The 13,068-nt window shown below is 33.5% G+C and carries 14 protein-coding genes and 2 pseudogenes; 12 read left to right on the top strand and 4 right to left on the bottom strand.

The features are described 5' to 3' along the window. Positions 1-38 precede the first annotated feature (38 nt). Complete coding sequence (locus GGQ92_RS05770) at positions 39-530, top strand: GbsR/MarR family transcriptional regulator (protein WP_184245532.1); 492 nt, start codon at positions 39-41, stop codon at positions 528-530. Positions 531-852: 322 nt separating this feature from the next. On the opposite strand, the gene GGQ92_RS05765 is transcribed toward GGQ92_RS05770, so the two are convergent. Then, a complete protein-coding gene (locus GGQ92_RS05765; RefSeq protein ID WP_184245531.1) occupies positions 853-1,362 on the bottom strand; it encodes a YfiT family bacillithiol transferase in 510 nt (169 codons plus the stop codon). 169 nt (positions 1,363-1,531) lie between these two features. On the opposite strand from GGQ92_RS05765, the gene GGQ92_RS05760 reads away from it, so the two are divergent. The 3 genes from GGQ92_RS05760 to GGQ92_RS05750 all read left to right on the top strand — a co-directional run bounded on the left by GGQ92_RS05760 (position 1,532) and on the right by GGQ92_RS05750 (position 4,070). Then, a complete protein-coding gene (locus GGQ92_RS05760; RefSeq protein ID WP_184245529.1) occupies positions 1,532-3,388 on the top strand; it encodes a heavy metal translocating P-type ATPase in 1,857 nt (618 codons plus the stop codon). Positions 3,389-3,513: 125 nt separating this feature from the next. Beyond that, entirely contained in the window at positions 3,514-3,840 is a 327-nt protein-coding gene (locus tag GGQ92_RS05755; RefSeq protein WP_184245528.1) for an iron-sulfur cluster repair di-iron protein, ric, read from the top strand. After that, a complete protein-coding gene (locus tag GGQ92_RS05750; protein WP_184245526.1) occupies positions 3,837-4,070 on the top strand; it encodes a heavy-metal-associated domain-containing protein in 234 nt (77 codons plus the stop codon). Before GGQ92_RS05755 ends, GGQ92_RS05750 begins: the two co-directional genes overlap by 4 nt. Positions 4,071-4,371: 301 nt before the next feature. Here GGQ92_RS05750 and GGQ92_RS16680 read toward each other — a convergent pair. The 3 genes and pseudogenes from GGQ92_RS16680 to GGQ92_RS05735 all read right to left on the bottom strand — a co-directional run. Then, a pseudogene (locus tag GGQ92_RS16680) lies at positions 4,372-4,515 on the bottom strand (IS3 family transposase); the annotation flags it as partial. A gap of 99 nt (positions 4,516-4,614) precedes the next feature. Continuing rightward, positions 4,615-4,836 (bottom strand): annotated as a pseudogene (locus GGQ92_RS16675) (IS3 family transposase); the annotation flags it as partial. A gap of 427 nt (positions 4,837-5,263) precedes the next feature. Next, complete coding sequence (locus tag GGQ92_RS05735; RefSeq protein WP_184245524.1) at positions 5,264-5,425, bottom strand: hypothetical protein; 162 nt, start codon at positions 5,423-5,425, stop codon at positions 5,264-5,266. Between the two features lie 869 nt (positions 5,426-6,294). Between GGQ92_RS05735 and GGQ92_RS05730 the strand changes: the two genes are divergently transcribed. The 8 genes from GGQ92_RS05730 to GGQ92_RS05695 all read left to right on the top strand — a co-directional run bounded on the left by GGQ92_RS05730 (position 6,295) and on the right by GGQ92_RS05695 (position 12,948). Continuing rightward, entirely contained in the window at positions 6,295-6,579 is a 285-nt protein-coding gene (locus tag GGQ92_RS05730; RefSeq protein ID WP_343068780.1) for a circular bacteriocin, circularin A/uberolysin family, read from the top strand. A 188-nt stretch (positions 6,580-6,767) separates the two neighbouring features. Then, positions 6,768-7,055 (top strand): circular bacteriocin, circularin A/uberolysin family, encoded by a 288-nt coding sequence (locus tag GGQ92_RS05725; protein WP_184245521.1) that lies wholly within the window; start codon positions 6,768-6,770, stop codon positions 7,053-7,055. 1,183 nt (positions 7,056-8,238) lie between these two features. Continuing rightward, entirely contained in the window at positions 8,239-8,739 is a 501-nt protein-coding gene (locus tag GGQ92_RS05720) for a hypothetical protein (RefSeq protein WP_246384108.1), read from the top strand. 25 nt (positions 8,740-8,764) lie between these two features. Next, complete coding sequence (locus GGQ92_RS05715) at positions 8,765-9,373, top strand: ATP-binding cassette domain-containing protein (RefSeq protein ID WP_184245519.1); 609 nt, start codon at positions 8,765-8,767, stop codon at positions 9,371-9,373. Then, positions 9,352-9,849 carry a hypothetical protein gene (locus GGQ92_RS05710; RefSeq protein WP_184245517.1) on the top strand — a complete coding sequence of 166 codons (498 nt, stop codon included), beginning with the start codon at positions 9,352-9,354 and terminating at the stop codon, positions 9,847-9,849. The genes GGQ92_RS05715 and GGQ92_RS05710 overlap by 22 nt, the downstream gene beginning before the upstream one ends. A gap of 125 nt (positions 9,850-9,974) precedes the next feature. Beyond that, on the top strand, positions 9,975-11,072 hold the full coding sequence (locus tag GGQ92_RS05705) for an efflux RND transporter periplasmic adaptor subunit (RefSeq protein ID WP_184245515.1): 1,098 nt from the start codon (positions 9,975-9,977) through the stop codon (positions 11,070-11,072). Further along, entirely contained in the window at positions 11,069-11,758 is a 690-nt protein-coding gene (locus tag GGQ92_RS05700) for an ABC transporter ATP-binding protein (protein WP_184245513.1), read from the top strand. The genes GGQ92_RS05705 and GGQ92_RS05700 overlap by 4 nt, the downstream gene beginning before the upstream one ends. After that, the gene (locus tag GGQ92_RS05695) at positions 11,755-12,948 is read left to right on the top strand and encodes an ABC transporter permease (RefSeq protein WP_184245511.1); all 1,194 of its coding nucleotides are present in this window, start codon (positions 11,755-11,757) and stop codon (positions 12,946-12,948) included. Before GGQ92_RS05700 ends, GGQ92_RS05695 begins: the two co-directional genes overlap by 4 nt. The last annotated feature ends 120 nt before the right edge of the window (positions 12,949-13,068 follow it).

Below are 13,068 nucleotides of genomic sequence, written 5' to 3'. Positions count from 1 at the left end.
GGTATAATCTAAGAAGCAGGATAACAAGGGGGGATAATATGAATCAGCATTATGAAGAAACAAAGGATCAGTTAATCACAGAATTTACAAAAACAATCGAATTATTTGGTTTATCTACTTTAGAATCTCGATTATTTGCTTATTTATATATAACCAACGAACCAAAAACGTTAGATGAAATGAGCGAAGCACTTGGAAAAAGCAAAACTGCGATGAGTACAAACATTCGAAGCTTAGCTCATTTAAATCTTGTCTCCCAGGTGTGGAAAAAAGGTGTACGAAGAGATATGTATAAAGCTAATTCACAGTTATTTAAATTATTTATTAATTTCTATATGCGTAAATGGATAGATAGTACAACTCAACAGAAGGAAAACCTAGAAGAATTGGTGGTTGAAGCAAATAAATTAAATCAAAGTGATGAGGATACAAAAGAACATACAGAGCTTATATTGAGAATAGACGATATTATGAAATTTCATGATGATTTATTAGTTACATTTAATGAATTGAGAAAGGGTGTCAGGTAAGGATTCACTAATGTTCGGTGTGGACTACAACTACTTGGTGATACATCGTTTTAAGTAATTCCTCACAGTAGAAAAAATCGTCCTTACCTACACCCTTTTTACCACCTATATAAGCTAAAATTTAAAGCTTATTTTATAATTAAGTTTGCACATTTTTGATACCGCTATCAAAAACATTTTATTACTTCTTAGAAACCAGCCAGTAAATAGTGTTCATTTAATAAAGGATGTAACCAGGAGCGACTTTAGAAGTTCTATCTTGTCACTCAATAAGAAATTGGCTTACCCGAGAGATAAGCCAATTTTTTCAGTTAGTATAAATCTATTTAGATAGTGCTATTTTAATATGCTCTAAATGGTGTTCTTCGTGCCATGCTAATTTTGCAATCTTTGTAGAAACCTTTATTTCTCCATTTGCCTCATGGGTAAATGAACGACTAAGCTGTTCCTCTGATAAGCTAGGTACTAATGATACAATTCGTTGATTTATACCTTCTAACATCATGATTGAACTATCTACCGGAAGCTCTGTATCCGGTTGAATGGCCCATTTTTCCTCATCAAAAGCTGGAACAGTTGGATTATCGTCTGTAAGTGCAAGCTTCAATCTTTGATACATATTCAACTGTGAGTCTGCAATATGATGCACAAGTTGACGAACATTCCAACTACCTTCACGATACTTCTTATCCCATTCATCTTCATTCAACGAGTTGACTGTTTCTCTTAACCGTTCTGTATATGTTTCTATTTGCTTCAACCATTCTTTGATATTTTCTCCTGTCACCGTTTCAGGTACTTCTAATTTTCCAATCGGAAATCGTACATCCATTTTCCATCCTCCTTTATATCGTTTGTAACATTATACCTGGATAAGGTTGTTACTTAAACATTAGTGGCTTTTCTATTCCATTAATTATTTTCAAAACTTGATACGGGTCAATTAAAATTTCACCCTGACAACTTATACTTGAGTTAACAAGATGATAGGAGGAAGACTAATGCAAAGATGGATATTAAGCCAAAAAAACTCGATTACAGTAATTAGTGCTATTTTAATTGTTTTAGGATTTCTTGGACGCTTCGGTTTTGAGAGTATGATAACTTTCAATAGCTCACTGATCGTGGCATCGCTTATAGGTGTTGCTCCGATAGCAATCCAAGCGTATCAGGCAGTAAAAGTAAAAGTTGTCAGTATCGACGTACTCGTTACCATAGCCGTTATCGGTGCTCTATTAATCAAAAACTTTGAAGAATCCGCGATTGTTACCTTCTTATTTTTATTCGGTTCTTACTTAGAGCAACGTACATTAAACAAAACGCGTTCTGCTATTAAGGAATTAACCGAATTGGCACCGGAAAACGCATGGAAGAAAATGGGGGACGGAAATTTTGAAGAAGTTGACATTGATGATATCGACGAAGGGGATATCCTATTAGTGAAAACAGGTGCAAAAATCCCTGTCGATGGAACGGTAATAACAGGTGAAGGTCATATTAACGAGGCAAGCATTACTGGTGAATCTATACCTGTAAGCAAAACAAAAGATAAGGACGTTTATGCTGGGACGATTTTAGAAAATGGTACGATACAGATACGCGCTGATCGTGTTGGAGAAGACACTACTTTTGGTAGAATTATCGAATTGGTGGAAGAGGCGCAGGATTCCAAATCAGAAGCAGAGCGTTTTATTGATCGCTTCTCTAAATACTATACACCTGCTGTATTAGCACTTGGTTTTGTTGTCTGGATATTTTCAAGAAATATAGAACTTGCCATTACCATCTTAGTGTTAGGTTGCCCAGGAGCTTTAGTAATCGGAGTTCCAGTATCGAACGTCGCAGGCATCGGAAATGGCGCCCGGAGTGGCGTACTCCTTAAGGGGAGTGAAGTGATTCATGATTTCAGTAAAGTAGATACCATTGTTTTCGATAAAACAGGAACATTAACAATCGGTAATCCAGAAGTAGCAGAAAAAGAATTTTATGGAGATAACATCAGGGAAACATTAGGATATTTAGCCAGTGTGGAACGAGAGTCGGACCATCCTTTAGCTAAAGCCGTCCTACAAAATATTGGTGATACCACATCCTATACAGTAGAAAAGACCGAAGTAATAAAAGGCGCAGGAATTATTGCTCTCATAAATGGTCATCGTATCGCAGTTGGTAATGTAGCTTTAATGAAAAAAGAGCAGGTAGCTTTACCTGCAAAAGCTAAAATGGATATCCAACTCTTCGAACGAAATGGTAATTCCCTTGTATTAACTGCCATTGACGGCGAATTAAAAGTTTTAATGGGTATTCGAGACACAATTCGCCCAGGCGTTAAAGAAAATCTTCAAAAGCTTAGAAATTTAGGAGTCAAAAATCTTGTTGTTCTTTCAGGGGATAACCAGGGAACGGTGGATTTAGTAGCAAAAGAGTTAGGATTAACAGAAGCACACGGCCATATGCTTCCGGAAGAAAAAGCTGCTTATATTAAAGAGAAACAGGAAGAAGATCAGACTGTAGCATTTGTTGGTGACGGTGTGAATGATAGTCCGTCCCTTGCATTAGCTGATATTGGAATCGCAATGGGAAGTGGAACAGACGTCGCCATTGAAACATCTGATGTCGTTCTAATGAATTCTGATTTTAGTCGCTTACCACACGCACTAGGTTTAACGAAGGCAACAGCTAACAATATGGTGCAAAATATCTTTATCGCGGTAGGAGTTGTTTTACTACTACTTGCTAGCCTCCTATTTAGCGAATGGATGAACATGTCGATAGGAATGTTGGTGCATGAATTAAGTATATTAGTTGTTATCCTAAATGGGATGAGATTGTTAAAGTATCGTTTGAAAAAAGTATAGTTATTCAAAAACTTGATGTACGTCAATTACTATTCGTTGATTCCACGTTATAATTAAATTATAAATACAAGCTGAAGTCACGAATGCAAAAAGTAAAAAGATATAGAAAGGATGGGTAAAATCCTATGCCAGAGCCATTTAAGCAAGCCATTTTTAAGTATTTTGAAACACTAGATCTATATACAAATGCCATAGTCAACGCACATGGTAAAAATCATCCAGAAACCTTTGAAGTACGAAAATTATTTGAAAAAATTAAAGATGCTAATAGAAACAATCTTAATCTAGATAATGAATTTACTCAATTACGCAAGGTCACAGACAATTACGCCATACCTGACGATGTATGTGAAACGTATGAGGCTACTTATCAAATGCTAGCAGAAGTAGAGAGAGCATATTATCTATCAATAGAATTAAAATTAAATAGAAAAAGGAGAAATTTAGAATGAAAAAAGCGATTATTCAGTTACAATCATTGTCTTGTCCGTCTTGTTTACAAAAGATAGAAAGTGCCGTAAAAAGATTAAGTGGAGTCAACAAAGATAGTTTAAACGTATTATTCAACGCTAGTAAAGTGAAAGTAGATTTTAACTCAGAAGTTATTACAATAGAAGATATCGAAAAAGCGATCGAAGATTTAGGGTACCCAGTGATTAAATCGAAAGTAAAACCTAGTTAAAATCATTCTAAGCTAAATGGATAAGGGTATCAATCGATAACCTTATCCATTATTTCTATTTTAGTTATTGTGAGATGTTAAAGAAAGTTAGCACTAAGTCTCAAGGATTACGGAACTCAAAAGTGGAATTGAAGGTGACCCCATAAAGTTAGACCTTTGCTTTGTAGTAGAAATTTCACTCCATTTTTTCCTTATCAAGACGACTCGCCGCCGTGCTTACCAACCATCTATTACAAGGTTATTTGGTTGTCAAGAGAAAGAACGTAGTGACTCTTGACAACCAGATGTTCTTGTAAAACAATCAGGAAGGCACGGTGGTGATAAGTCCCATCTGCGCTTCTCTAAATTGAACGGGGCTCATCCAGTTCAGTTTCCCTTTTATTCGCTTATAATTATAGTAATTTATATACTTCGTAATTGCTTGTTTAAGTTCCTTAAAACTACGAAAGACTTTTCCTTAATACATTTCTTGTTTCATGATACCGAAAAAGTTTTCAATAGGTGAGTTATTTTCTGATGAGCCACACTCGTATAAAAGCGTCGTCTAATACGGTTTTTCGCAATCGCTCCTACTCTCCCTCCCTTTATAAGAGCTGTATTTACGTGTTTTGCGTGTATAAGCTAGACACTTTAAGCCAAATTTTTGCATAATTCGTTGGACTTTCTTTTTATTGATGTTCCTACCTTCTTGTTGAAGTGTTTTAGTAATACGACGATACCTATAATTCCCACTGTGTTCCTCAAATAATTCCTTTAATCGTTGTTCCGTTTCTTCATTTTTATCTGGTCTATTTAATCTCTTTTGCTAATACATGTATGTTGCTTTTTTGATGCCTGGGGCTTCAAGGAGAACTACTAATCGGAAGGTTTGTCGGAGTTCTTTGATGACTCTGACTTCTGTTTTAGTAGTCGGCTCGGTATACTGTTCCCTGAAGCTCGGAGCTTTTTTATAAAGGCTAGTTGTGCACGTAAAAGTTCATTCTCACGTTTAGATCTTCTACTTCTGAATCCTTATCTTCTATTTGTATTGTATTTTTTGTTTTTTAGGTTTTTTTGCCACAGAGGGACGCTCCTTTGATTTAGAGAGTCCCACTAGCCCTTCTTTCAAAAATTTATGATGCCACTTAGTCACTATTCCAGGATTAGAAATAACTTAAATTGCCTAGAATACCGATGTGGCTTCATTCGTGTCTTTAATCCTTCTTTACCGTAAGCTTCATAATTACGAACCCAATGTTTAAGAGAATGACTATCAGGTAACCCCCATTCCCGCGCAAATCCACGCCAACTTTTTTCTCCCCAGTTAAGAAAGCTTTCACTATTTTTAGTTTAAATTCGTCATCATATTTAGCCATGAACAATACCTCCAAATAAGCTAGATTCTTGGTCTAACTTTTAGGGGGCGGTTCAATTTACTCACTTCCATTTCTGAATCAGCATAAGTATGTCTTGGTCATATAACTCGTGTATGCAAAATTAAATTCGAAATGGATAAGTGAGGGTTTTTAGGATGAAGAAGAGTAGAAGTAAAATAACCACAATATTAGCTCTTTAGATACTTTAAAAGTTTGTTTAACCTATCTGTGAGGAATTCTTCTTCTTCACTTTATTCTTTTTTAAACTTTACTTTTTTATAAATAACATAAAATTTTTAAAAGTTAGCATAAAGACTACTATCCCCAGAATTATTATAATAGCAACATGGATTATCGATTTATAAAAGTCAATAAAAAAGTGTGCGGCTACATAGTTAATAGTTAACATTAAGATTAAAATCATTAGGGAAAAGATTAAGTATTTTATTGATTTAAGATTCTTCATGTTATTAGACTCCTTTCCATTAGAAATTTACTCTTTTTTCAATTGAATTTTATAGCGCCACCAAATTAGAACTACTGCTGGGATTAATCCATTACAATATGAATCGGTGGTTTATAAAAATAGATAAAAGTGTAAGGCTATAAAGTTAATATACAGAACTAAGACTAAGAATATTAGGGAAAAGATTAGATGTATTACTAAATTTATATTCTTTATATTATAATTTTAACACTTTATTTTATTTAATCCAATCCATTTTTACCAAAAAAATTGAATTTTTTAAAAAATTACCTTGTAAAGGTATTGACTTAATTGGTATAAGTTGTTAAATTTGTTATTGAATCTATTAGTCAGTCTATCTAGAAAACTAAAAATATTTGTTATGAGAGGAGGGATTTCTTTGGTGAAGGAAAAGTACAAAAGTAATATTCTATTATCTGCAACACTTTTAACGACATCATTAGTAGCTCTGGCTTTTATTAATGCACCTTTCCTTGCAGCTCAATTAGGGATCAGTACCGCATCTGCTATGGCAATAATCAACCTAATCGATGGAATTAGATGGGTAACAGTTGCGATGTCAATTATTGCAGCTGCTAGTGGTGTAGGAGCTATAGGATCGGCATTAACCGCGGTGGTTCTTCAAATGATTAAAAAACAGGGTAAAGCTAAAGCAGCTGCATTTTAAAGTTTTAGTTTATAGTAAAGTAATTTTATACTCTACATCTTTTTTTATTTTCTCCATTTTGTATTCACCAAAACATTGTAGGTTTTAAATTATTTACCAAATTGCAATAGCTATTACATGATTGTTGAATCTATTAGTCAGTCTATCTAAAAAACTAAGAATCTTTATAATAATGAGGAGGTATTTTTATGGTAAAGGTAAAGTACAAGAATAATATTCTATTATCTGGGACACTTTTAGCGATTTCATTAGCAGCTTTGGCTTTTGTTAGTGCACCTTTCCTTGCAGCTCAATTGGGAATTAGTACTGCATCTGCTATGGCAATAATCAACTTGATTGATGGGATTAGATGGGTAACAGTTGCGATGTCAATTATTGCAGCTGCTAGTGGTGTAGGAGCTATAGGATCGGCATTAACTGCGGTGGTTCTTCAAATGATTAAAAAACAAGGTAAAGCTAAAGCAGCTGCATTTTAACATTTATGTCCAAAATAAAACAGTTGTTTAAGCTTTATGATCAAAGTTTAATGGGTCATCTCAATTATATTGGGATGACTCTACTTACGATTTCAACCATTAGCATGTTACTCTTTTATAAAGATACAGTCCCTTCTCACCACTTAGAATTATTTACCTTTTTTTCCATTTATATTATAGCTACATCAAATATTAACAGGTGTATATTACCTTATAAAAAAAACATCCTGGTATGATCGTTGTTTCTAAAATTTTACTAATTAGGCATTTGTGTTTTACAACTTGTAAAGGATACTCATTACAACTATTTCTCGCAAGCCTGATAACATTAACTTCTATATTTTCATTAGATGAATATTTAATTATAGTATTAGCCTTAATAACAGTCGTTATTTCCTTTTTGTCTCAGCTAACACATGGATTGTTTCGTATCTTAATAAGAGGGCTTCTATTATTACAATTATGGTATACAATTACATTTTCTTTTAAATTAGCTATATTAATTATTATTGTCCAAATTACTCTTATTTATATTTACATAAGCTATTCGTTTAGAATTGATTTTGCGTTACTTAGTAGCTCTAAAAGAGGGTATTCTCCTAGGGGTATTTTAAAAATATTCATTGAGTACCTGATTAATAATAAAATGTTAGTTTTGTTATTGGCCACATTGACATCCATAATTACTTATTTTGGCCAATCGATTTTAACCAATATCCAGGAATTACCTGTACTAATGGTTTTTTATATTAATCTAATAACTGTTTTAGAGGTTTTGATTGGGTCAAGAAAAGAAGAAATTATGATTGATAGGGCGCGAACAGAAACCCTGCTGTCTTCTTCAATTGTTCCCTCCTTTAAAAGGTTTGAATCCAGTTCTATTTATTTAATATCTCTTACTTTAATCAGTATATGTACATTAGGATTAGGAGGAATAGTACTAAATACCTCTAATATAACAATACTTTTAAAAAACCTCTTTTCAATCCCTGTAATAATACTAGTAGGCTTTGTATATCTTAGAAAAACTGAATTATTAAATAGTGGACATGAATATAATTTATTAAAACTTACTCTACCAATTTTAATGGTAATACTAATTACAATCTTTTCTTTAACTTCGCAATAGAAAAGCATATCTAATTATTAGACAATTTAAATGACCACCTTGAAACTAGGTGGATTGGAGGTATTAATGATAAGCAATAGATTCAAAGGCTTTTTGTTATATTATATTATTTATAGTTTACTTGTTATTGGATCAGGAGTGTTTTTTGGAGTGTTAGTTAACGAAGATTTGTTTGAAGCGGAGCCTCCTTCCTTAGGTAAAGATTTTGCATATCTAGTCTTATTTCACAATTTGAGAAACTTTGGAATATACCTTCTAGCCCCTATATTTTCACCTATATTTCAGTTAATGGACCTAGGTGGTTCTGCTTTTCAAATTACTGTGGGCTTTAGAATTTTAGGCACACAAGGGGCTTTAAATAAGTTGTTTCCACATGCTTTCTTAGAAATTCCCAATATGTTGTTTTATCAAGGAATTAGCCAATACGTTCTTTATACATTAATCAGTACGAAATCATTAAGTACGACTTTTAATTTAGTGAAAAAAATGGTTCCTGCTTATTTACTTTCAGTACTAATATTAATAATAGCTGCCATAATTGAAGGTTATATGTAAAAAAAAGAAAAGGGTGATTAGGTTAATGAGTATAGAACTTCAATGTTGCACAAAAAAATTCAAAAAAGATATTATTTTGGATAAAATTAATTTTACAATTCCAACAGGAATTTTCCAATTAACAGGTCGGAACGGGGCTGGTAAAAGTACTCTCCTTAAAATGATTACAGGTCTTGATAAAGACTATTCCGGTAACATAATTTCTAATAAAAAAGTAATTTTATATTTAAACGTTGACCCTATAGGTGTTCACCCTTTTACAATCAGAGAAAATTTAGAAATATTATGGAATACCTTTAATATTAGCCCCTCTCGAAAACAAATTACTAAAATCAATGATTTTTTTGATGGTAAATTAGACGTTTCATATAGCAAGGCATCCACTGGGATGAAAGCTAAGCTTGGTTTATCACTAATTTTCGTGAAAGATTGGGAAATAATATTAATTGATGAGACTTTGTCTTCTTTAGATTCAAGAAGTATTGAAATGGTAGCTGAAAAGTTAGTTCAAATTAAAGATAAAGCAACTATAATATATGTTTCTCATAGCCTTGTTAATAAACACCTAGATGATAATTCAAGTAATATTTTAATAAAAAGGGGATCTCTTTTGTGGGAAAATACGCTAAGTTAACATCAGCTGTTTTATTTATAGTATATATATTAATCACTTTTTATTTTACAAACATTTCTATTGAAGTTTTTGAAATAAGTGGATTAAACGAATTCTTAAAAGAACTGCATGCAATTTTTGATGATATATCAAATAAAATGCTTATTGCAATATTATCAGCAATTGCGACGTTTATCATAATAATAAGCTTCTTGGTACAATTTATTATCGCTAAATTTTTATTAATGATTTTCTTTCCAAACATAAAAAGTGACTTGTCTCTTATCCTTGCCCCTAAGATATTTATAGCAATTAATAATATACTTTTTATTCAAATTGGAGAAATATACAACTCCTCATTCTATACGTTTACTGCTTTTATTGGTTCATTCCTAATATTGTTCTTATTTCAGTATAACGTCAGAAATTGGAAAGCTTCAATTCTCTTTGCGACACCTTTTATAGCAGACCCCTTATTCTCATTGGTAACTATATAAAGAGTGTGTGTCTTTAATAATAATTTCTTAAAAGATCATATTGAATCTTTTTGTCTATCATGGATTTTCTCATGATTTTGGTACATGATTGATTTGAAATTACCTAGAACGGTAGGTGGATAAAAATGAACAAAAAAATACTTTATGCAGGTATTATCTTTTTAATGATTGTATTCATCAGTCTATATTTATGGCGAGAGATTGGAGGCAGTAACCCAACCAAAGTTGATATTGTTTCTTTAAAAGAAGATACATTAGAAGAAACAATAATTGTCCCTGGAAAATTAAATCTAGCTAACAAACTAGACATCTACATTCAGCCGGATAAAGGGGAGATAGAATCACTGCTTGTGAAAGAAGGTGATGTAGTTGAGAGGGGAACACCACTTTTTGAATATTCAAATGAATCTCTTTTAAATGAGAAGAAGCTGAATGAATTACGATTTAGATCACAAAACCTGGAGTTAGAAAACATCCGCAAACAACATAGATATATCGATGAAGAACTAGAAAAAGATATAGACAATAAACAGCTACAGATAGAGCACGATGAAATCAAGCTTCGACAACAACAAATCAATATCGAAATTGAACAAATACAACTAGAAAAAACAGCTATTGAGAAACAAATTTCAGAGACAACTGTTAAAAGTAATATTGACGGGGTGGTCATTTCAATTGATGAAGATGCTTTGAGTGAAAGCGGACAAGCAGAACATCAACCTATAATGCAAATCGGTTCATTAGATACATTTTTAGTTAAGGGAAACATTTCAGAATATGATAGATTGAAAGTAAAAACAGGTCAGCAAGTAAAATTAACATCGGACATTGTTCCCGATCAAGTGTGGAAAGGGAAAGTCAGCTTTATTTCCAATTTTCCAAAGCTATCAGAATTAGAAGAGGGGAATAGTGATTCAATATATGCATTGGAAGTGACTCTGGAAAATAAAGAGATTAATTTAAAACCAGGATTTAAAATGCTGCTGGAGATAGTTGTAGATACAAATAAAGTCCATGTACTCCCCATAACTGCTATAGAACAGGACGTAGATTCTGATTTTGTATACGTTATCAATGATGGTATAGCAACACGAAAGGATGTAGAACTTGGCGTAGCTACGAATGAAGTGATTGAGATTAAAAATGGTCTGCACTTGAAAGAGAAAGTCATTTTAAATTCAGAAAAGGTAACAAACGGAATGGAAGTGGATACAAAATGATATATCTTGACTCCATTTCTAAAAATTATAATCTTGGTGGAAAACAGATGAAAGTACTAAATAGTGTCCACTTACAAATCAAGCAAGGAGAATTTGCAGTGATTATGGGTCCATCAGGTTCTGGTAAATCAACACTTATGAACATTCTCGGTTGTTTGGACAGGCCAACAAGTGGAGACTATTGGCTGAATAACAAAGTGGTTTCTAGCTACGAAGAAAAGGAACTAGCAAATGTCAGAAATCGTTCATTCGGCTTTGTGTTTCAACAATTTCATTTACTTCCACGATTGACTGCATTTCAGAATGTCGCACTGCCAATGATTTATGCAGGACTTCCCAAGGATGAGCGAAGTAAACGTGCTATCGCAGCATTAAAAAAGGTTGGACTTGCTGACCACATAAATTATTTTCCAAATGAGTTATCAGGTGGACAAAAACAGCGAGTTGCGATTGCTCGATCGATTGTCAATCAGCCTCAAATTATATTAGCAGATGAACCAACTGGATCTTTGGATACAACAACAAGCAGACAAATTATGGACCTATTTTCCATGTTGCACGGGGAAGGAACAACCATTATTCTTGTCACCCATGAAATGTGGATTTCGAAATATGCAGATAAAAAAATTTTTGTCAGAGATGGCATTGTCACTGGATCTGAATATAAGGGGGAGATTAGTACATGAGTATATTTGAAAATATAAAAATGGCCTTATCTTCAATATTCACTCATAAGCTGCGCTCCTCCCTTACAATTATTGGTATTATTATCGGTGTAGGATCAGTAATCGCTGTGGTTGCAGTTGGAAAAAGTGGCGAAGCAATGCTAAAATCACAATTTGTCGGAGAAAAAAACACAATTGAACTTTACTACAATCCTTCTGAAGAAGAATTGCAAGCAAATCCTAATAGTCTCTTGGAAGCTTCCTTTACGTTCCAAGATATTAGGACAATTGAAAACATCTCTGAAGTACAGCGTATCGTGGCATCCAGTTCAGAAAGAACCAAAGTCAGTTATAAAGGGAAAAGTACGAACGGACTTATAACAGGGGTAAGCGATATATATATGGAAGTGAACCAATTGAAAGTTAGCTCCGGTCGAATGCTTCTCTCTAGGGATTTTTTTGCTGGTAACCGTACTGCAGTTGTAAGTGAATCATTTCGCGATGAGTTATTTGACAATGATGAAATGATGGGTAAAATCATCTATATTGAGTCCCAGCCTGTAGAGATTGTCGGTGTACTGAAAGAAGAAAAAAATATATTTGCATTTGACTCTAATGCCATTTATTTACCACTCAAGACGTGGCAAAGTATTTTTTCTAGTACAGCTATCAGTGAGATCTCTATTCAGGCCGAGACCCCGGAAAATTTGCGCTTAGCGGGGGAAAAGGCTACAAATATATTAAATCGGATTCATAATAAGGAAGATGCTTACCAAGTCATGAATATGGAAGAAATAGCTGATGGGGTCGCTAAGGTAACAAATATTATGACGATTATTATTGGGAGCATTGCTGGGATTTCTTTGTTCGTTGGTGGAATTGGTGTAATGAATATTATGCTCGTTTCTGTTACGGAGCGAACAAGAGAAATAGGAATCCGTATGTCACTTGGAGCGACCCGTGAACAAATCTTAACACAATTTCTAATTGAGTCTATTGTACTCACTTTATTTGGTGGATTAATTGGTATACTATTTGGTACAGGGGGGGCTATGATTTTCTCTTATGTTGCTGGTTGGCCTTCTTTAATTTCCTTACCAGTAATTATTGGAGGGATACTATTTTCCATGCTTATTGGTACTATTTTTGGAATTATGCCTGCGAGGAAGGCAGCTAGAATGGATCCAATTCAAGCTTTGGGTTACGGTTGACATTAAAAATGTATCAAAAGAAATACTTTAGACAGTGATTATTCATTAATGTGGATGAAATGAGCCATTTTGGACTTTTGTAAATGGACAAATATAGAGCCATTTTCTTTCCTTCGCGTA

This window comes from Gracilibacillus halotolerans, assembly GCF_014206945.1.
In the GTDB taxonomy this organism is placed as follows: domain Bacteria; phylum Bacillota; class Bacilli; order Bacillales; family Amphibacillaceae; genus Gracilibacillus; species Gracilibacillus halotolerans.
The sequence above is the reverse complement of the archived record's forward strand: the minus strand, read 5'-3'. Positions and strand labels throughout refer to the sequence as shown.